Here is a 17,709-nt window from a genome sequence, read left to right on the forward strand (position 1 = left end):
GGTTCTTACGCCGATCGGAACCCGTCAGACTTCACCATGGGGGAGAAACAAGGACCATGAGCGCTTCCGCCGAACCCCTTGTCCGCATCGTCCGCGGCTCGCTGAACGCCGAGGAGCTGGCCGCCCTGACCGCGGTGCTGCTCGCCCGGGCCGCCACCGCCCAGCAGGCCGCCGCCCCGACGGTCGAGCCGATCGCCAGCTGGCAGCGCCTGGAGCGCCGCCCGGCGTACTACTCGCCGGTCAGCTGGCAGCAGGCCGCCTGACACGCACCCGGGCCCCGCACGGTCACCGTGCGGGGCCCGGTTCGTTCACCGACGCGCTACGCGGCTGCGAGGGCGGCCGGACGGCCCTCGTGCATGGTCGACAGGTGCTCGGCGAGCAGCTGCGGGTCCTGGCCCAGCCAGAGCCGGACGGCGGCCCCGAGCACGATGCACGAGGAGCCGAGGCGCACCCCGGTGGTCTGGGCGATCCGGCCCGCCGCCGGGCCGAGCAGGTCGGCCAGGTCGGTCGGCAGCCAGACGGTCTGCGCGCACGGCGCGGGCGCCCGCAGGGCGGCCACCAGGCGGTAGGCGTCCTGGGCGCAGTGCAGGGTCGGCAGGATGTCCAGGAGACCGTCCGCGACGACCTCGGAGACGTCGCTGCGATGGCCCTGGGCCAGCCGGCGGAGCAGTGCTCTCTCCGCAGCGGTGATCCGGACGGTCAGCATGACCTCGTCGCTCTCCATGGCGGCCCCTCCTCGCGGCTGACTGGACGTCCTGGTCAACGACCGGACGGGCGATCCCTCACGGTTTCTTCGGTGGAACGGCACCACCCGGGGCGGCGGCAGGTGGCCGGCCGCCGCCCTCGGGCGTGCGGGCGGCCTCTCAGACGCCGGCGTACGAGTGCTTGCCGGTGACGAAGATGTTGACGCCGTAGTAGTTGAACAGCCAGCAGGCGAACGCCAACAGGGCCAGATAGGCCGCCTTTCGGCCCCTCCACCCCGCGGTGGCCCGGGCGTGCAGGTACGCGGCGTAGGCGACCCAGGTGATGAAGGACCAGGTCTCCTTCGGGTCCCACTCCCAGTACTTGCCCCAGGCCGCCTCGGCCCAGATCGCGCCGGCGATGATGGTGAACGTCCAGAGCGGGAAGACCAGGGCGTTGATCCGGTACGAGAGCTTGTCGAGGGTCGACGCGGCGGGCAGCCGCTCCCAGACCGAGACCGGGATGCGCAGCGGGCCGCCGGGCAGGCCGGCCTCGACCCGGCGCTCGTACGAGTCCTTGCCGAGGTACAGCACGGTGGCCACGAAGGCCGCGTACAGCGCGCCGCCGCAGATGATCGCGGTGGAGACGTGGATGCCCAGCCAGTACGAGTGCAGCGCCGGGACGAGCTGCTCGGAGTCGGTGTAGAGCACCGAGACGGCGACGCCCAGGGTCAGCAGCACGGCCAGCACCACCGGCAGGCCCAGCCAGCGGACCTTCTTGCCGGCCACCAGCAGGCCCAGGTAGGCGAGCATCATGGTGAGCCCGAAGGCGCAGGAGAACTCGTACATGTTGCCCCACGGCCAGCGCATCACCGACAGGCCGCGGGTGAGCACGCCGCCGGCGTGCAGCAGGACGCCGAGGACGGTCAGCGAGACGGCGATCCGGCCCGCCAGGTCGCCCCGCTCGCTGGTGCCCGCGGCGCCGGGGCCGTCGGCCGCCGAGCCGTCGCCGCGGCCGCTGGTGACCACGGTGGCGCCGGCGTCGGCGAGGGCGGTGCGGGTGAGCGTGGTGGTGCCCCCGTCCGCGGTGGCCACCGTGACGGTGACCTTGCGGGCGGCGGACTTGGACTCCTCGGCGGCCAGGGTCGCGGCCAGCCCGCCGGACTGCTCGGCGGAGCGGACGGCGATCGCGCCCTTGCTGCCGAACGTCCACTCGAAGAGGTGGGCGAACATCGCCAGGGTGTACACGGCCATCGCCGAGTAGATCAGCTTGTTGGAGAGGTCGGCCAGATGAGGGTCGACCGAGGCGAGATTCACCGTCTACTCCTTGGAGTCCGGGTCTGCGGGGGTTGCCGGTGCGGGGACGGCGGCGGGCTCCGGCCCGTCCGTCGCGGGGTCGGGTCCGTCCGTCGCGGTGTCCGGGTCGGGCTCGTCGAGGGCCGGGGCGTCGTCCTGGAGGTCGACGGCGAACTCGGCGAGCTCCTCGGCCGTGCGGGCGGACTCGCTGCGGGCGAGGCCGGCCAGCTCGACCAGCGTGCTGCCGTCCGGGGAGGCGGTGGCGCGGACCCAGATCCGGCGGCGCTGCACGAACAGCGAGCCGATCAGGCCGAGGATCGCGCAGACCGCGCCGGCGAGCGCGACCGCGTTGCCCGGGCGGTGGGAGACGTTGAAGCTGGCCCACTGCTGGTAGCCGTCGAAGGTGACGGTGCCGTAGCCGTCCGGCAGCTCCCAGCCCTGGCCGGGCTTGAGCTTGACGCGGGCGATGTCGCCGTCCTGCTTCAGCTGGGTCATGTGGCCGGTGTCGAGCTGGTAGACGTTCTGCGGCAAACCGGAGTCGGTGCCGAGGTCGCCGGCGAAGGCGGTGAGCACCAGCATCGGCTCGGCGGCGTCCGGGAAGAGCGAGATCGGGCCGGTCTTCTCGAAGTTCACCGGCGCGGTCGGCAGGAAGTACCCGTTGAAGCCCAGGTCGACGTCCTTGCCGTCCTTCTTGCCGTAGTCGCTGACCTTGATCACGCCGGTGGAGGTGAGGTTGCTGTCCTGCGGCAGGAAGGGCGTGGGGCCCTTGTAGACGACCTCGCCCTTGGCGTTCTTCACGGTGACGACCGGCGCGTAGCCGTGGCCGATCAGGAAGACCTTGGAGCTGCCGATCTCCAGCGGGTGGTTGACCTCGATGTCGCCCTTGGTCAGCTTCTTGTCGTCGGTGCCCGTCCAGTACCGGATGTGCGCGGTGAACTGGCGGGCGCTGCCGATCTGCTCGCCGGAGGTCTGGTAGCGGGCGGTGAAGCCGTCCAGCTTGAAGCCGAAGGCGTCCAGGTCGTCGACGGTGTAGAAGGCGGAGCCGGTGAAGTCGTCGTACTGGGTGGTGGTGTTGGCGAACCCCTGGCCCTCGATCATCAGCTTGCCGCCCTGGCCGCTGCCCAGGCTGGCCCAGGCGAAGCCCGCGAGCAGGGCGAACAGCGAGAAGTGGAAGAGCAGGTTGCCGACCTCGCGCAGGTAGCCCTTCTCCGCGGCGACCGCGCCGCCGGCGGAGGTGGCCCGGAAGCGACGCTTGCGCAGCAGCCGGTGCGCGGCCGCGTTGACCGCCTCGGGGTCGGCGTCGGTCCGCCAGGCGGCGTAGACCGGCATCCGGGTCAGGTTGCGCGGGGCGGCCGGCGGCCGGGCGCGCAGCACGCCGACGAACTGCCAGGTGCGCGGGACGATGCAGCCGGCCAGCGAGACGAACAGCAGGATGTAGATCGCCGAGAACCAGACCGAGCTGTAGACGTCGAACAGCTGGAGCTTCTCGTAGAGCGGGGTGATGCCCCGGTGGGCGGCCTTCCAGGTCTGCACCTTGAAGGCGTTCTGGCTGTTCTGCGGGATCAGCGAGCCGGGGATCGCCGCCAGCGAGAGCAGGAAGAGCAGGATCAGCGCGACCCGCATCGAGGTGAGCTGGCGCCACGTCCAGCGGACCCAGCCGAGCACGCCGATGCCGACCGGGGCCTCCGCCTCCTCGGGGGCGGTGCTGAGGCGCTCGACGTCGGCCTCGCCGCCGTCGGTGGTCACGGTCCTGGTGTCGCTCACGGTCAGATTCCGATCGTGGTGTCGCCGCTGAGTTGCCGCATGTGGTCGATCAGGACGTCCCACACGCCGGTGACCAGGAGCAGGCCGACCGCGACGAGCATGCCGCCGCCGATCCGCATCACCCACTGGTAGTGCTGCTTGACCCAGCCGAACGCCCCGAGCGCCTTGCGGAAGGCGAGCGCGGCAAGGATGAACGGTACGCCGAGTCCGGCGCAGTACACCGTCATCAGCAACGCGCCGCGCCCGGCGCTGGCCTGGGCGGCCGAGAGGTTGAGGATCGACGAGAGCGTCGGGCCGATGCAGGGCGTCCAGCCCACGCCGAAGACCAGGCCCAGCAGCGGGGCGCCGGCCAGCCCGATCGCCGGGCGGCGGTGGGTGCGCACCTCGCGGTTGGTGAAGCCGGGCAGCAGCCCCATGAAGGCGAGGCCCATGAGGACGGTCAGCGCGCCCAGCACGACGTTGATGGTGCGCTGGTACTGCTGGAGGGTGTTGCCGAAGAAGCCGAAGAGCGCGCCGGTGGAGACGAACACGGCGGTGAAGCCGAGCACGAACAGCAGTGCGCCGAGCAGCATGCGCCCGCGGCGCGCCCCCTTGGCGTCGGCGAGGTCGACGGCGGAGAAGCCGGTGACGTAGCTGAGGTAGCCGGGGACGAGCGGCAGCACGCAGGGCGAGAAGAAGGAGAGCAGCCCGGCGGCGAGGGCGATCGGCAGGGCGAGGACGAGGGCCCCGCTGAAGACCGTCTCGTTGGTGCCGAAGGCCGCGAGCGCGCTCACTTCTGCTCCGCGAGGACCGGGGTGATCATCTTCTCCAGGTCCTCGGTGGACAGGGCGCGCATCGCGCGGGCGGCGAGCCCGCCCTCCCGGTCGACCACGATGGTGGTCGGGATGGACTGCGGGTTGAGGCTGCCCTTGGGGAAGCGCAGGATCTGGGTGCCGTCCGGGTCGTACAGGCTCGGGTAGGTGATTCCGGTCTGCTGCTCGAACCGGATCGCGTTGGCCGGGTCGACGTCCCGGGTGTTGATGCCGAGGAACTGGACGCCCTTGTCCTGGTACTTCTGGGCGACCTCCTGGAGGTTCTTGCCCTCGGCGCGGCACGGGCCGCACCAGGAGCCCCAGACGTTGAGGACGACGACCTTGCCCTTGTAGTCGGCGAGCGCGACCGGCTTGCCGTCCAGGGTCTTGCCGTCGATCGCGGGCGCGGGCGTCCGGGAGCCGGGGGCGGCGGTGGCGATGCCGGCCTTGCCGGTGATGAAGCCGGCCTGCCCCCCGCCGTCGGAGGTGCCGGAGCTGCAGGCGGTCAGTGCGAGCGCGGCGGCGGCACCGAGCGTGGCGGCCAGGCGGGTGCGGCGGCGGGTCGTCCCAGACATGTGAAAAGTTTCGCATGGGACTTTGGGCAGGTTTGAGGGGGTCCGACGTTACGGGTCGAACCCCCTCTGACCTGCAGTTTCTGCACTTATGATCCGCTTATCCCAGGCATTTCACCGCTGTGTCGGCGGTCACTCGGGAATGCGCGGGCGCCCCTGCGGCAGGCCTCCGCGAGAGGGCCTCCGTGAGAGCGCCTGCGCGTCAGGCGCCGAAGCTCTTGCCGACCGGCTTGGACTTGCCGCCCTTGCCCACCAGGTGGGCCGGCAGCAGGTCCCGGGCCGGCTCGCGGTAGCCGATCGAGACGATCCGGTCGCCCTCGTAGGTGAAGCTGGTCAGCGAGGCCAGCGAGCACTGCCGGTTGCGCGGGTCGTGCCACAGCCGCCGGCGCTCGGCGAACGAGCGGACGATCCAGATCGGCAGCTGGTGGCTGACGCAGACCGCCTCGTGCCCGCGCGCGGCGTCCCGGGCCGCGGCGAGCGCGCCCATCATCCGCACGACCTGCTCGATGTACGGCTCGCCCCAGGACGGCTTGAACGGGTTGGTCAGGTACTTCCAGTGGCCGGGGTTCTTCAGCGAGCCGTCGCCGACGCCGAAGGTCTTGCCCTGGAAGATGTTGTCCGCCTCGATCAGCCGCTCGTCGACGGCCACCTCCAGGCCGTGCGCCTTGCCGATCGGCTCGGCCGTCTCCTGGGCGCGCTCCAGCGGCGAGGCCACCACGTGGGTGATGTCCCGGTCCGCGAGGTGCTCGGCGACCCGGTCGGCCATCTGCCGGCCGAGCTCGGAGAGGTGGTAGCCGGGGAGGCGCCCGTAGAGGATGCCCTCCGGGTTGTGCACCTCTCCGTGGCGCATCAGGTGGACGACGGTGGTCTCGCTCACGCGGCCTCCTCGGTGGCCTCGGCGGCGGCCCGGGCGGCCGCGGGCAGGGCGGCGGCGATCCGCTCGATCGCCCGCTCGTCGTGGGACGACGAGACGAACCAGGACTCGAAGGCCGAGGGCGGCAGGTAGACGCCCTGGGACAGCATCGAGTGGAAGAAGGAGTTGAAGCGGAACGCCTGCTGGCGGCGGGCCGCGTCGTAGTCGGTGACCTGCTCCTCGGTGAAGAACACCGAGAACATGCTCCCGGCCTTCTGCAGCCGGTGCGCCACGCCCTCCTTGGCGAGCGCCTCGGCGACCAGACCGGAGACCTGCTCGGCGACCCGGTCGACGGCGGCGTACACCTCGTCGGTGCAGTTGCGCAGCTGGGCGAGGCCCGCCGCGGTGGCGATCGGGTTCCCGGAGAGCGTGCCGGCCTGGTAGACCGGGCCGGCCGGGGCCAGGTGCGCCATGACGTCGGCGCGGCCGCCGAAGGCCGCGGCCGGGAAGCCGCCGCCCATGACCTTGCCGAAGGTCAGCAGGTCCGGCGCCCAGCCCTCGTGCGCGGCCTCCAGGCCGTACCAGCCGGCCTTGGAGACGCGGAAGCCGGTCATCACCTCGTCCGAGACGAACAGCGCGCCGTCGGCCCGGCAGAGCTCGGCCAGGCCCCGGTTGAAGCCGGGCAGCGGCGGGACGACACCCATGTTGCCGGGCGAGGCCTCGGTGATCACGCAGGCGATCTCGCCGGGGTGCGCGGCGAAGGCCTGCCGGACGGCCTCCAGGTCGTTGTACGGCAGCACGATGGTGTCGCCGGCCTGGGCGCCGGTGACACCGGGGGTGTCCGGCAGGGCGAAGGTGGCCACGCCGGAGCCGGCGGCGGCCAGCAGCGCGTCCACGTGGCCGTGGTAGCAGCCGGCGAACTTCACGACCTTCGAACGGCCGGTGAAGCCGCGCGCGAGCCGGATCGCCGACATGGTCGCCTCGGTGCCGCTGGAGACCAGGCGGACCTGCTCGACCGGTGCCACCCGCGCGGTGATCTCCTCGGCCAGCTCGACCTCGCCCTCGCCGGGGGTGCCGAAGGAGGTGCCGCGGACGACCGCCCGCTGCACCGCCTCGATCACCGCCGGGTGCGCGTGGCCGAGGATCATCGGGCCCCAGGAGCAGACCAGGTCGACGTACTCGCGGCCGTCGGCGTCGGTCAGGTAGGGGCCGCTGCCGGACACCATGAAGCGGGGGGTTCCGCCGACCGCCCGGAAGGCCCGGACTGGCGAGTTCACGCCACCCGGGGTGACGACGGAGGCGCGCTCGAACAGCGACCGGGACTGCGGAGCCTCGTACGGATAGCTCGGGGGACTGGTCCGCGGGTCGCCATCGGACCCGCTCTCGGGGTTGCTCACGGGGTTGGTCACCTGAACATGCTCTCAAATCGTGTCCTTGCTCTTCGCATGCCGGACCCGATCATCTGGAACGATGATCCGTGTGCTGCTGCCTCGGCAGGGGGTTCGGACTGTACGGTTGTCCGTGCGACCGTCGCGAAGGAGTCCGGCCGGCGGGCCGGAAGTCCTGGGCACAGCGGGGCGCACGTCCCGGATCGGGCCGACGGACGCCGGGGGGCGACCGTTCGAACCGGCCCGGCGGACCGCGGCGACGCGGTCACGGACGCTGCGTTCGCGGTGTGTACGGCGGCACGAGACGGGTAAGTGGCACGTTCGGAGGGACACCGGGCGTGTGGGGGTCTGTCGATTCCGGCGAATTCCGGTGAGGATGGTCCGAGTGTCCGAGGCGCAGGACGGCTTCGAGGAGGCCGCGGGTGGCACCCGTCCCTCCGCGGAGGCCGCGCACGGCGGGGGTACGGGTACAGGCGGCAGGGGAAGGCGGGGCGAGGGACGCGTGGGAGTCACCTACAAGTACTTCGGCGCACCCGACCGTGCCACCGCGGCGAGAGTCCCCACCGCGCTGGGCCCCGGCGGTCTCGGCCTGGACGCCGGGGAGCTCGGTGCGCTGGGCCGGCTCGGCGACCTGATGGAGACGAGCGGCTCGCTCAACGGCCACCTCTCCACCAAGATCAAGCCCGAGACGATGAGCGCGATGGTGCTCACCGGCATCCAGGGCGTTCCGCTGCACCAGGTCCCGCCGCTGGAGCTGGTCGTGCTGCACCCCGACTACGCGGTCGTGCAGCTGCCGCACAACGTGGTCGAGCCGCTGCGCAAGGCGGACGAGACCCAGCTCGGCGCCGCCGCCTTCATCTGGTCGACCGTGCCGGACCGGCGCGGCCCGCGCGACGCCTTCGTGATCTACCAGATGCTGCACGAGTGGCAGGACTTCGCCAACCGCCTGCACGACGCCGGCCACCAGCTGTACTGCCTGGTCTGGCCGTAGGCACCCTCCTCCGGGGCCGGAGCCCGGCCCCGGCGGGTCCGGGCGTCCCTCGGCGTGCCGCCCCGTGAGCACCTGCAGTGCGTCGGCACGCGACAGGGGGCGCGCGAAGGCTCCCGGCAGCCGGGTGATGCCTCCCCACGCCCCCTACGGGCGGCCGGTACCGCGTGGCCGGTACCGTGCGGCCGGTCCTACTCCTCGGCCGGCGGCCGGGCGGCGGTGAAGGCGGCGAGCGCCTCGGCGATCAGCGACTCCGCGGCCGCGCGGTCGACGCCGAGCCCGGAGAGCGGGCCCTCGCCGTCCTCCAGCTCCAGCAGGGCGAAGAGGATGTGCTCGGTGCCGATGTAGTTGTGGCCCAGCCGCAGGGCCTGACGGAAGGTCAACTCCAGCGCCTTGCGCGCCCGGGCGTCGTACGGGACGAGCTCGGGCCGCTCGTCCGCCGCCGGCGGGAGGGCCGCCGCGGCCGCCTCGCGGACGGCCTCCGGAGTGACCCCCTGGGCGGCGAGCGCCCGGACGGCGAGACCGTCCGGCTCGGCGAGCAGGCCGAGCACCAGGTGCTCCGGGGTGACCTCGGCGTTGCCGGCGGTGCGGGCCTCGTCGTGGGCGGCCGCCACGGTGTTGCGGGCCCGCGGGGTGAAGCGGCCGAAGCCCTGGCTCGGGTCCAGATCGGAGGGCCCGCCCGGATCCTTCGGCACGAAGCGCTTCTGCGCGGCCTGCCGGGTGACACCCATGCTCTTGCCGATGTCGGTCCAGGAGGCGCCGGAGCGCCGGGCCTGGTCCACGAAGTGGCCGATGAGGTGGTCCGCGATCTCGCCGAGGTGCTCGGCGGCGAGGACGGCGTCGGCGAGCTGGTCGAGCGCGCCGGTGTGGACCTGCTTGATGGCCTCGATGAGGTCGTCGAGGCGGACGGGATGCGTCAACTGGACCGGATTCACCATGCGTCAACCTTAGGTTGACAGTCCAGGGGTGTCAACCTGAGGTTGACACCCCTGCCGCATGTCCGGCCCTACCAGGACACCGGGATGCCGAGCAGCTGCCGACGCGCCTCGACCAGGTCCACGGCGGCGCGGAGCCCGGGGCGCTCCCGGCCGGGGCTGTCGTCGAAGTCGTCGCGGACGGCCTTGATCGCATGGATGACCTGCCCGCGGGCCAGTCGGGCGTCCACCTCCGCCCCGGCCCCGGCGCTGAGGTCCGCCCAGGTCACCACGCCTCCTCGTCCTCCTCCTCGTCCCACTCCTCCTCCTCGGGCTCGTACGGGTCCGGCTGCTCCACCCAGCCCGCCGCCAGCACCAGCCGGGAGGTGCGGTGCACGGCGAGGAAGCCGAAGGGACGGTCCGTGGTGAACTCCACCCGGCGGACCCGGTACGGCGGTGGCGCCGGCGCACTGCCCACGACCGCCCCCAGTACGGTGACCGCCGCGGCGCGGAAGCCCAGCGCGCCGAAGGTCGCCGTCGCCGACTGCGCGGCCACCCGGACTTCGAGCGGCGGATCCGCACAGATCCCCGGGAGATGGCCGCTGCCGTCCGGCTCGCGCCGGGAGACCGTACCGAGCCCGAAGCGGTCGGCGTCCGCCAGCAGATCGTGCTCGGCCGTCACCGTGAACCGGGCGACCTCCGCCATCAGTTGATGCCGTGGAACCTCGCTGCGGACGGCGCGGACCCGGAGCCCGGGACCGGCCTCGCCGTACGGCAACAGATCCCCCGTCACCCGGCGGTGCCGGCCCGCGAGGATGCCGAGCCCACCGCCGAGCACTTCGCCCGGGCGGGCGCTCTCCTCGCCGACGAGCAGGTGGACGTCGATCCCGCCGGCCCCCAGGACCCGCAGCTCGGAGACCTGCCCGGCGGGCGTCCCGACCACGGCGACCCGGTCCAGCAACGAGGTGAACCGGTAGAGGCCGGCGAACTCCCGGTCGGCCCACGGGCCCGCCCCGGGGCACAGCATGCCCGCCTTGAACGGGCGGATCCAGTCGGTGCGGACGGCGAGCGCCGAGGCCAGCAGGAGGATCGTGTCCGGCTGGACCCGGAGCGGGAACTCCTCGATCTGCCCGTTCGTGTGGCGGGCCGCCCAGGCGTCCAGCTGCGGCTGGATCTCCGGGCCGGTGAGCGGCTGGTGGAGGTGGGCCGGGAGGCCGGCCGTCCACTCCGGGGAGACCTGCAGCGCGGGCGCCGTCCACAGCCCGACCGCCGCAGCCACCCCGGGCAACCGGCCCAGAGCGCCCAGCAGTTCACGGGCCCGCTCGGCAGCCGACGCGGCCGGCACCCCGAGCGCGTCTGCCAGCTCCTTGCCCGCGGCCCCGTCCGCCCCGGAGGCGAGCGCGGCCAGCAGCGGCCACAGCCCGGCCGCGGTGAACACCGTGCCCCCGGCCGTCGGAACGCCCCGCGCCCAGCGCTCGGTCAACGAATTGACGGACCGTACCGTCGTGGTCGAAAGCATGCTCCCCGCCCTGCCGCACCGATGGTGCGCCGCAGCCTAGGCACCCCCCGCGAACCTGACCACCGGATTTCCGGGTGCACGACGCCCCGGCCGCACCTACCGTGCCGCGCATGACCAGGCCCTACCGGTACGTCGGACCGCCGGACATCGCTCGGAAGGCCCGGACCGCACCGCCCGGGGTGCCCGTCCGGACGACGGAGGAGCTCGCCGACTGGCTGGGTGGCCGCGAACCGGACGAGTTGCGCGAGCCCGTCACCTTCGTGGTGGACGAGCGGGGTGTGCTGCTGCTCGCACCGCGGCGCAGCGAGCACGTGGCCTGCGCGGGCGGACGACCCGTCCTGGCGGCGGGCGAGATCGCCTTCGTCCGTGGCTCGGGCGGCGGTTGGGAGGTCTCCTCGGTCACCAACCAGTCCACCGGCTACGCCCCTGGGGGCAGGTGCTTCCCCTCGGTGGCGGCGGCCGTGGCGGCGCTGGGGCTGACACCGCCGGACCGCTTCGACCCGGTGTTCGTGTTCCGCCGCTGCCCGGTCTGCCGGGACCTCAACGTGGTGCGCGAGGAGGACTTCCACTGCGCGCCGTGCGGCTCCGCCCTGCCGCACGCGTGGAACGTGGACGGGCACTGAGCCGGGCTGTGGCGGACGGGACACGGCCGTGCCCCGTCCGCCGACCGGTGGTCAGTTCGGGAGGTAGGAGATGCCGAGCTTGTCGAGGCGCCAGAGCTGGTCGGGGGTGCCGGTGTCCTGGGCGAGGGCGAGGATGCGGTGGCCCTGGGGGTCGAGGGTGGTGGTGGCGGTGACGAGCTCGGTGCGGTCCTGGGAGTCGGCGATCCGGTAGAGGCCGTCCGCGGCGGGCAGCAGCAGCCAGTGCTGGTTGCCGCCGCCGTGGCAGTGCCACTGGACGAGCCGGGTGCCGGGGGCGGTGGAGCCGCCGGTGGCGTCCAGGCACATGGACGTGTTGGCGGTGGAGGCGAGTTCGAAGCTGCCGCCGGCCGCCGCGCGCAGCAGGAAGGACTGGTTGAGGCCGCCGGTCGGCCGGTAGGTGATGGCGGCCCGCCCGTCGGTGGCGTCGCCGTAGGTGCCGCCGCCGGCGATGTCGAGGGCCTGGCCGGTGGCCGCGTCGGTGAGCCGGTACCAGGAGCCGTCCTCGGGGGTGTCCGGGAAGAGCTGTCCGGCGGTCAGCGGGGCGATCGAGGTGGTGTTCGTCCGGTCGAGCGAGCAGTAGGCCTGGTCGAGCGCGGGCCGGCGGTAGAACTGGGCGAGGCAGGCGGCCTCGCCGCGGTAGCCGGCCACCCGCAGGTGGTACGACTGCCGGACCATGTTCATGCACACCCCGGGGATCCCGATCTCCTGGTCGCAGCCGTTGCGGGTGCGCTCGGAGACGTCGATGACGTCGCCGTTGGTGTACTCGTACGGCGAGCTCGTCCAGCGGGCGCAGACCTCGTGGCCGTAGCCGACCCGCCGCTGGTCGAGGTAGCGCACGCCGGGCACCCGGCCGGCCGCCTCGCGCAGCGCGTCGCTGAAGGCCGGGACGACCAGGTTGTGGCCCCAGGCGAGGTCCTCGGGGAAGGCCGGGCAGCCGTCCGCGATCTTGCCGAGGTAGTCGTTGCGCCGGATGTCGGGCGTGATCGGCGTGAAGTACGACTGGTAGACCAGCTGGTAGGAGGAGTCGGCGTAGCCGGCCCGGCGCATGGTGGCCCGGACGTTCGTCAGCGCGGCGGCGACCTTGGGCTTGACCCGCTCGGCGCGGGCGGCGATCTCGGCGGTGCCGATGGTGTCCCGGCAGCCCTGCGACTTGGGCACCGGGAAGTACTGGCCGAGGCAGGCGAGCATGATGCCGCTGAAGTCGAAGTCGTCGTTGGCGCCGATCGTGACGACCACCATCTTCACGTCGTACTCGGCGGCGGCGTCGGCGAGTTGGACGTCCTGCTTGGGCTCGCCGAAGTCGCCGCTGCCCGGTCCGGTGATCTTCGCCAGCTCGGGGTCGCTGACCAGGTCGCCGGTCTGTGCGCCGGAGCAGGCGAGGTCGAGCGGGACGAGGTCGGGGAGTCCGGTGAGGAAGATCTCCGACCTGGTGGAGCGGTGGCAGTAGTTGCCGGGGGTGTCGGTGCCGGGCACGTAGTCGTCGCCGGTGTCGGTGCCGGCGCCCTCGCCGGAGATGGCGCTGTCGCCGAGGGCGACGATCGCGGCGGGGCGGGCCCCGGTGCCGTCGGCGGCCCGGGCGGGGGCGGCGGCCGGAAGTCCGGCGAGGCCGAGGACGGCGGCGAGCAGGGCGGCGGCCGGAAGTCCGGTGGTGCGGCGTCTGCGGAGGCCGGGCAGGGGTGAGCTTCTCACGCGTGACTCCTGTGGGGGTGGGGCCGCACGGCGGGGGGCCGGGCGGTGGAGCGGTGCGTGGTGCCGGTGGTGCGTGCTGGCGCTGGTGCGTGCTGACGGTGTGCCGTCCCGCGGCGCCGCGGTGGGGGCGGGCGCGGAACTCCGCTGCGGGGCACAAAATGTGAGCCTGACTCACATACTAGGAACTGACACCTCGTCCAACAAGCCTCGGCGCACGACGGAACGGGCCGCCGCCCGGCCCCAGGAGGAAGGGGCGCGGGCGGCGGCCCGGTGCGTGCGGACCCGGCCGGCGGACCGGCCGTCGGGCGTGGGACCCGGTCAGCCGACGTTCGCGCAGGAGTTGCCGAACGCCGGGTTCAGCAGGCCGATGACGTCGATCGAGTTGCCGCACAGGTTGACCGGCACGTGCACCGGAACCTGGATGTTGTTGCCCGAGGCGACACCCGGGGAACCGGCCGCGACGCCCTCGGCGCCGGCGCTCGCCATGGCGGTGCCGGCACCGGCAGCGACGATGCCCACAACGGCGGCGCCGACAGCGGCGGCCTTCTTGACGCTCATATGAGTCTCCTCGTAGTTCAGGTCTTCCATGGGCCGCTCGGGTGGACCGCTCGGGCTCCGCACGGAAGGGCACGGGGCGTGCACCGGGCCCAACGAGGCCTGATCGGTGCGGTACCGAACAGACCGGCACATTCACCCGGACGTAGTAGTGAAGGCATTCGGGTGATCGTGGGATCAGCCCGTTTCCCCCGGCGGCTGCGGTCGTTCTTCCCTGCGTACCGGCTCGACCGGTCCGGCCCGGGGATCCCTGTCCGGCCGGCCCCTCCCGCCCGGGCGGGCCCGCGGCGCCCCACGGCCCGCGGCACGCCAGGCGCGGGACTCGCGAACAGAAAGAGACTGCACCATGCGCAAGATCGCCTACGGCGCGCTCGGCACCGCGGCCGCGGCCGCCATGCTGTTCGGCGGCGCGGCCACCGCGTCCGCCTCGGGCGCGACGGCCGAGGGCGTCGCCACCGGCTCCCCCGGTGTGCTGTCCGGCAACCTGCTCCAGGTCCCGGTGCACGTCCCGGTCAACGTCTGCGGCAACACCGTCAACGTGATCGGCCTGCTGAACCCCGCGTTCGGCAACGCCTGCGCCAACATCTGACCCCGGGCCGCCCTCCGGCGGCCCCACCGGCCCACGGGCCGACCCCAGGACTCCCAGGAGCAGCCGCGAGGCGCCTCCTGGCGGCGCCGCGGTGCCACCGGATTCCCGGCCGTGCGGGAACCGGTGACGGCGCACACGACCGCATGCGGCCGACGGCTCGCCCAAGCCACGGGCGACACGCGCCAGTTGAGCCGCGGGGCGACAATCACGGAGCATCCAGAAAATGTCGGGCGATGATTCCGATTCGCCCGGCGCCCGGCCTCCACCAGGAAATCCGGGCACGAACCTAAGGACAATTCCATGCGCACGTTCAAGAAGGCCACCGTCCTCACCGTCGCCGCCGTCGGCCTGGTCGCCTCCGGCGCCGGCGTCGCCGCCGCCAGCTCCGGTGCCGAGGGCGTCGCCACCGGCTCCCCCGGCGTGCTGTCCGGCAACCTCGTCCAGGTCCCGGTGCACGTCCCGGTCAACGTCTGCGGCAACACCGTCAACGTGATCGGCCTGCTGAACCCCGCGTTCGGCAACGCCTGCGCCAACGCCGGCTGACCAGGCATCGGCTGACGCCGTGTCCGCGCCGCACCCGGCCCCGCCGGGTGCGGCGCACCCTCCCCGTGTGTGATTAGGAGATCGACTCCCATGCAGAACGTGAAGAAGGCCGCCGTTCTCACCGCCGCGGCCGGCATCGTGCTCGGCGGCGCGGGCGCCGCCAGCGCCAGCTCCGGCGCTCAGGGCGTCGCGGCGGGCTCGCCCGGTGTGCTGTCCGGCAACCTGCTCCAGGTGCCGGTGCACGTGCCGGTGAACGTCTGCGGCAACTCGGTCAACGTGGTCGGCCTGCTGAACCCGGCGTTCGGCAACACCTGCGCCAACGTGGACGCGCCGCCGGAGGTCAAGGAGGAGGACTGCTGATCACCACGATCGGCACGACTCGTGCGTCTGCCCCCCGGCCGCCGGCCGGGGGGCAGTTCGCGTAGCCGCGGGCGGACCGGCCGGCGGCCACCCATCCCACCGACAGAAGGATCCCCATGGTGCTGAAGACGGCCCGAACCGGACTGCTGGCCGCGCTCGGCGCGGCCGCCGCGGTGGGCGCGGCGGCCGGCCCGGCCGCTGCCGCCGAGCAGACCGCCCCGGCCGGACTGCCCCGGCCCACCGCCCAGTTGCAGTCCCCCGACACCGGGCAGGTGGTCGGCGGCACGACCGGTGCGCTCGGCTACGCGGTGGCCCCGGTGAAGAACCTGCGGCTCGACCCGTGGGCGCAGTCCTCCGCGGACGTGCTGAACAACGGCGTGGCCGTCCAGCCCGACAACGGGGTGCCGGCGGTGGGCACCGCGCCGCTGACCTCGCCGCTGAGCGCGGGTGGCGGCCCGCAGAGCCTGCCGGTGGTCGGCCCGGCGCTCGGCCTGCTGCCCGGCTGAGCGGCGGCCGTCCGCGGACACGGCGGAACGGCGGGAGCCCGGCGCCCTCGGGGGGTGCCGGGCTCCCGGCGTTCCGGCGCGCGGATCAGAACGCGGGCTGCGCCAGCACGTCGGAGGAGAGCGCCCCGGTGGCGGCCGCGGTCAGGTTGCCGACGGTGTCGGTGACCGAGACCCGCTGGTCGTCGCCGCCGAGCGAGGCCTTGGCGCCGGGCACCGCCTGCACCGGCGCGGTGACCAGCTGCGGGTCCAGCTCGCCGAAGGAGAGGGCGCCGTCCGCGAACTCGCCGCTGTGGTCGGTCGCATAGCGCAGCGGCTGGCCGAGCTCCAGGGCCGGGCCGGCCGTCCGGATCGGGGCGGCGGGCACGTTGAGGACGGCCTGGCCGAGCTCGGCGCTCCGGTCGGCGGCGGGCAGCGGCACCACCGCGTCGACGGCCGGGCCGACCCGGCCGGCGTTGACCGCGGGGACGATCCGGTCCGGGACGAGCTGGGCGCCCGGGTGCTCCTCGGGCACCGGCGGCTGCAGCGGCGAGGCGGGCAGCCCGCCGGAGAGCGTTCCGGTCTGGGTGAGCAGCGGCAGCGGCACGTTGAACGGCACCTCCTGGCCCGCCAGGCCGTTCTCGACGGCCGCCACCTCGCCGGGGGTCATCGGCCGGGCCTCGGCCGCGCCCTGCGCGGAGACGACGCCGGCACCGACCGCGAGCAGCAGGGCGCCGGTGGCCCGCTTGGAGAGCTTCATGCAATTCACCGTTCTGTCCGAGTGCGTTCTACCGGGGCGGTTCCGCGGGAAGAGCCCCGCGGAAAAGCAATCTGCGCAACGACCGACCACCGGCGGGATTGCGTCGGTTAACCGGTACGGGCTAATAGTCGGACTGGAATACCGCCGAGCTGATGATCAATCAGACGCCTGCGAAGAATCTGCGTAACTTTCCCGCCGGTCATTCTTTGAATGGGATGTCGCAGCTCGACGGCGACGCGACCGGATTCCATCGACACCGGACACGGCCGCCGAGCCGCCGCACCCGAGCATTTCAGAGAGGTATCTCCCATGCTGAAGAAGACCTTCGCTGGCCTCGGCCTGGCGGCCGCCGCCCTCGCCACCGCCGCGGCCCCGGCCGGCGCGATCGGCAACACGGACGGCTCCGCCGGCTCGATCCAGGGCAACGGCGGCACCAACGCCACCGGCACCTGGGGCAACCACAGCCCCAACTTCCACTTCGCCGACAACCCGAACGTCTGCCTCCCCGAGATCCACAACATCGGCGTGGCCGTGCTCGGCGTGGCGGTCCCGGTCGAGGTCGACGCCCTCAACAACCAGCCCAAGCAGACCTGCGTGGTCGGCCAGGGCACCCTCGGCAGCGGCGACGGCGGCGTCTCCCACCTGATCGGCTGACGCCCGCCCGCTGCGCCCCGCGGGGCCCGTGCGCGCCCCGCCCCCGCACCTCCCGGTACGGCCGCTCCCCCGGTCGCACCGGCGCAGAACGGCCGGCGTGAGCCACCCGCCGGACCGAGGCTCCACTCCCTATCGAAGATCCCACGAAGGAACGCAGAAATGATCAAGAAGGCTCTCGCCGCCGCCGGCGTCGCCGCCGCCGGTGTCGCCATGGCCGCCGCCCCCGCGATGGCGATCGGCGACGCCGACGGTGCCGCCACCTCCATCCAGGGCAACGGCGGCACCAACGCCACCGGCACCACCGGTGACCACAGCCCGAACTACCACACGTTGGACAACCCGAACCTCTGCCTGCCCGAGGTCCACAACATCGCGGTCGGCGCGGTCGTCGGCCTCGCCGTGCCGATCGAGGTCCCGGTCCTCAACAACCAGCCGCAGCAGACCTGCGTGGTGGGCCAGAACACCGTGGGCAGCGGCGACGGCGGCGTGTCCCACCTGATCGGCTGATCCTGCCGGTCCGATCTGCCGCCGGGCCCGGGGGAGCCGCTCCTCCGGGTCCGGCGGTTGCCGTTCCCCGGCCGGGCGTCCACCGGCCGGGCCGCGGCCACCCCTCCCCGGCCGTCCGCCGGGACCGCTCCGCACGGCGGTCCCGGCGGGGCGTCCGGGTGACG

General features: G+C 73.3%; 22 protein-coding genes. 9 read left to right on the top strand and 13 right to left on the bottom strand.

The features are described 5' to 3' along the window. Nucleotides 1–56: 56 nt before the first annotated feature. Nucleotides 57–263: an acyl-CoA carboxylase epsilon subunit gene (locus tag AB0O09_RS06955; protein WP_363540536.1), complete on the top strand. Its 207-nt coding sequence runs from the start codon at nucleotides 57–59 to the stop codon at nucleotides 261–263. A gap of 56 nt (nucleotides 264–319) precedes the next feature. Here the strand turns inward: AB0O09_RS06955 and AB0O09_RS06960 are convergent, their stop codons facing one another. The 7 genes from AB0O09_RS06960 to hemL form a co-directional block, all read right to left on the bottom strand. Continuing rightward, the gene (locus tag AB0O09_RS06960; protein WP_344621376.1) at nucleotides 320–724 is read right to left on the bottom strand and encodes a hypothetical protein; all 405 of its coding nucleotides are present in this window, start codon (nucleotides 722–724) and stop codon (nucleotides 320–322) included. Nucleotides 725–863: 139 nt separating this feature from the next. After that, entirely contained in the window at nucleotides 864–1,997 is a 1,134-nt protein-coding gene (ccsB, locus tag AB0O09_RS06965) for a c-type cytochrome biogenesis protein CcsB (RefSeq protein ID WP_363540537.1), read from the bottom strand. A 3-nt stretch (nucleotides 1,998–2,000) separates the two neighbouring features. Next, nucleotides 2,001–3,740, bottom strand: a complete 1,740-nt coding sequence (locus AB0O09_RS06970; protein ID WP_363540538.1) for a cytochrome c biogenesis protein ResB — start codon at nucleotides 3,738–3,740, stop codon at nucleotides 2,001–2,003. 2 nt (nucleotides 3,741–3,742) lie between these two features. Beyond that, nucleotides 3,743–4,513, bottom strand: coding sequence for a cytochrome c biogenesis protein CcdA (locus AB0O09_RS06975; RefSeq protein ID WP_363540539.1), 771 nt, complete (start codon nucleotides 4,511–4,513; stop codon nucleotides 3,743–3,745). Further along, nucleotides 4,510–5,106 carry a TlpA disulfide reductase family protein gene (locus AB0O09_RS06980; protein ID WP_344621372.1) on the bottom strand — a complete coding sequence of 199 codons (597 nt, stop codon included), beginning with the start codon at nucleotides 5,104–5,106 and terminating at the stop codon, nucleotides 4,510–4,512. The genes AB0O09_RS06975 and AB0O09_RS06980 overlap by 4 nt, the downstream gene beginning before the upstream one ends. 199 nt (nucleotides 5,107–5,305) lie before the next feature. Then, nucleotides 5,306–5,953: a histidine phosphatase family protein gene (locus tag AB0O09_RS06985; protein ID WP_344621516.1), complete on the bottom strand. Its 648-nt coding sequence runs from the start codon at nucleotides 5,951–5,953 to the stop codon at nucleotides 5,306–5,308. Between the two features lie 23 nt (nucleotides 5,954–5,976). Next, on the bottom strand, nucleotides 5,977–7,353 hold the full coding sequence (hemL, locus tag AB0O09_RS06990) for a glutamate-1-semialdehyde 2,1-aminomutase (RefSeq protein WP_363540574.1): 1,377 nt from the start codon (nucleotides 7,351–7,353) through the stop codon (nucleotides 5,977–5,979). A gap of 493 nt (nucleotides 7,354–7,846) precedes the next feature. Here hemL and AB0O09_RS06995 point away from each other — a divergent pair, with 493 nt between their 5' ends. Next, nucleotides 7,847–8,335, top strand: coding sequence for a hypothetical protein (locus AB0O09_RS06995; protein ID WP_030267869.1), 489 nt, complete (start codon nucleotides 7,847–7,849; stop codon nucleotides 8,333–8,335). Nucleotides 8,336–8,523: 188 nt separating this feature from the next. Here the strand turns inward: AB0O09_RS06995 and AB0O09_RS07000 are convergent, their stop codons facing one another. The 3 genes from AB0O09_RS07000 to AB0O09_RS07010 all read right to left on the bottom strand — a co-directional run bounded on the left by AB0O09_RS07000 (nucleotide 8,524) and on the right by AB0O09_RS07010 (nucleotide 10,729). Next, entirely contained in the window at nucleotides 8,524–9,270 is a 747-nt protein-coding gene (locus tag AB0O09_RS07000; protein ID WP_363540540.1) for a Clp protease N-terminal domain-containing protein, read from the bottom strand. A 68-nt stretch (nucleotides 9,271–9,338) separates the two neighbouring features. Beyond that, nucleotides 9,339–9,536 carry a hypothetical protein gene (locus tag AB0O09_RS07005; protein ID WP_363540541.1) on the bottom strand — a complete coding sequence of 66 codons (198 nt, stop codon included), beginning with the start codon at nucleotides 9,534–9,536 and terminating at the stop codon, nucleotides 9,339–9,341. Further along, nucleotides 9,533–10,729, bottom strand: coding sequence for a serpin family protein (locus AB0O09_RS07010; protein ID WP_363540542.1), 1,197 nt, complete (start codon nucleotides 10,727–10,729; stop codon nucleotides 9,533–9,535). Before AB0O09_RS07010 ends, AB0O09_RS07005 begins: the two co-directional genes overlap by 4 nt. A gap of 146 nt (nucleotides 10,730–10,875) precedes the next feature. Here AB0O09_RS07010 and AB0O09_RS07015 point away from each other — a divergent pair, with 146 nt between their 5' ends. Further along, nucleotides 10,876–11,388 carry a hypothetical protein gene (locus AB0O09_RS07015; protein ID WP_363540543.1) on the top strand — a complete coding sequence of 171 codons (513 nt, stop codon included), beginning with the start codon at nucleotides 10,876–10,878 and terminating at the stop codon, nucleotides 11,386–11,388. A 51-nt stretch (nucleotides 11,389–11,439) separates the two neighbouring features. Here AB0O09_RS07015 and AB0O09_RS07020 read toward each other — a convergent pair whose 3' ends face one another. Both AB0O09_RS07020 and AB0O09_RS07025 read right to left on the bottom strand, forming a co-directional pair. Beyond that, a complete protein-coding gene (locus AB0O09_RS07020; RefSeq protein ID WP_363540544.1) occupies nucleotides 11,440–13,095 on the bottom strand; it encodes an RICIN domain-containing protein in 1,656 nt (551 codons plus the stop codon). A 318-nt stretch (nucleotides 13,096–13,413) separates the two neighbouring features. Continuing rightward, on the bottom strand, nucleotides 13,414–13,653 hold the full coding sequence (locus AB0O09_RS07025) for a chaplin (RefSeq protein ID WP_263108057.1): 240 nt from the start codon (nucleotides 13,651–13,653) through the stop codon (nucleotides 13,414–13,416). Between the two features lie 343 nt (nucleotides 13,654–13,996). On the opposite strand from AB0O09_RS07025, the gene AB0O09_RS07030 reads away from it, so the two are divergent. The 4 genes from AB0O09_RS07030 (at nucleotide 13,997) to AB0O09_RS07045 (ending at nucleotide 15,648) form a co-directional block, all read left to right on the top strand. Next, entirely contained in the window at nucleotides 13,997–14,239 is a 243-nt protein-coding gene (locus tag AB0O09_RS07030) for a chaplin (protein WP_363540545.1), read from the top strand. A 300-nt stretch (nucleotides 14,240–14,539) separates the two neighbouring features. Continuing rightward, nucleotides 14,540–14,782: a chaplin gene (locus tag AB0O09_RS07035; RefSeq protein ID WP_363540546.1), complete on the top strand. Its 243-nt coding sequence runs from the start codon at nucleotides 14,540–14,542 to the stop codon at nucleotides 14,780–14,782. A 90-nt stretch (nucleotides 14,783–14,872) separates the two neighbouring features. Further along, nucleotides 14,873–15,142, top strand: coding sequence for a chaplin (locus AB0O09_RS07040; protein ID WP_344621364.1), 270 nt, complete (start codon nucleotides 14,873–14,875; stop codon nucleotides 15,140–15,142). Between the two features lie 116 nt (nucleotides 15,143–15,258). Next, entirely contained in the window at nucleotides 15,259–15,648 is a 390-nt protein-coding gene (locus AB0O09_RS07045) for a hypothetical protein (protein ID WP_344621363.1), read from the top strand. An 85-nt stretch (nucleotides 15,649–15,733) separates the two neighbouring features. On the opposite strand, the gene AB0O09_RS07050 is transcribed toward AB0O09_RS07045, so the two are convergent. Then, nucleotides 15,734–16,384, bottom strand: coding sequence for a hypothetical protein (locus tag AB0O09_RS07050; protein WP_363540547.1), 651 nt, complete (start codon nucleotides 16,382–16,384; stop codon nucleotides 15,734–15,736). Nucleotides 16,385–16,693: 309 nt separating this feature from the next. Between AB0O09_RS07050 and AB0O09_RS07055 the strand changes: the two genes are divergently transcribed. Both AB0O09_RS07055 and AB0O09_RS07060 read left to right on the top strand, forming a co-directional pair. Beyond that, a complete protein-coding gene (locus AB0O09_RS07055) occupies nucleotides 16,694–17,038 on the top strand; it encodes a rodlet layer protein (protein ID WP_363540548.1) in 345 nt (114 codons plus the stop codon). A 159-nt stretch (nucleotides 17,039–17,197) separates the two neighbouring features. Further along, on the top strand, nucleotides 17,198–17,545 hold the full coding sequence (locus AB0O09_RS07060; protein ID WP_030267856.1) for a hypothetical protein: 348 nt from the start codon (nucleotides 17,198–17,200) through the stop codon (nucleotides 17,543–17,545). Nucleotides 17,546–17,709: the final 164 nt, after the last annotated feature.

It is taken from the genome of Kitasatospora sp. NPDC093679, assembly GCF_040683455.1.
Taxonomy (GTDB): Bacteria; Actinomycetota; Actinomycetes; order Streptomycetales; family Streptomycetaceae; genus Kitasatospora; species Kitasatospora arboriphila.

Coding starts and splice junctions, on each gene's coding strand:
- AB0O09_RS07035 (WP_363540546.1), top strand. CDS start 14,540: ATGCGCACGTTCAAGAAGGCCACCGTCCTCACCGTCGCCGCCGTCGGC.
- AB0O09_RS07050 (WP_363540547.1), bottom strand. CDS start 16,384: ATGAAGCTCTCCAAGCGGGCCACCGGCGCCCTGCTGCTCGCGGTCGGT.
- AB0O09_RS06980 (WP_344621372.1), bottom strand. CDS start 5,106: ATGTCTGGGACGACCCGCCGCCGCACCCGCCTGGCCGCCACGCTCGGT.
- AB0O09_RS06955 (WP_363540536.1), top strand. CDS start 57: ATGAGCGCTTCCGCCGAACCCCTTGTCCGCATCGTCCGCGGCTCGCTG.
- AB0O09_RS07060 (WP_030267856.1), top strand. CDS start 17,198: ATGATCAAGAAGGCTCTCGCCGCCGCCGGCGTCGCCGCCGCCGGTGTC.
- AB0O09_RS07045 (WP_344621363.1), top strand. CDS start 15,259: ATGGTGCTGAAGACGGCCCGAACCGGACTGCTGGCCGCGCTCGGCGCG.
- AB0O09_RS07055 (WP_363540548.1), top strand. CDS start 16,694: ATGCTGAAGAAGACCTTCGCTGGCCTCGGCCTGGCGGCCGCCGCCCTC.
- AB0O09_RS07040 (WP_344621364.1), top strand. CDS start 14,873: ATGCAGAACGTGAAGAAGGCCGCCGTTCTCACCGCCGCGGCCGGCATC.
- AB0O09_RS06985 (WP_344621516.1), bottom strand. CDS start 5,953: ATGCGCCACGGAGAGGTGCACAACCCGGAGGGCATCCTCTACGGGCGC.
- AB0O09_RS07015 (WP_363540543.1), top strand. CDS start 10,876: ATGACCAGGCCCTACCGGTACGTCGGACCGCCGGACATCGCTCGGAAG.
- AB0O09_RS07025 (WP_263108057.1), bottom strand. CDS start 13,653: ATGAGCGTCAAGAAGGCCGCCGCTGTCGGCGCCGCCGTTGTGGGCATC.
- AB0O09_RS07000 (WP_363540540.1), bottom strand. CDS start 9,270: ATGGTGAATCCGGTCCAGTTGACGCATCCCGTCCGCCTCGACGACCTC.
- AB0O09_RS07030 (WP_363540545.1), top strand. CDS start 13,997: ATGCGCAAGATCGCCTACGGCGCGCTCGGCACCGCGGCCGCGGCCGCC.
- AB0O09_RS06960 (WP_344621376.1), bottom strand. CDS start 724: ATGGAGAGCGACGAGGTCATGCTGACCGTCCGGATCACCGCTGCGGAG.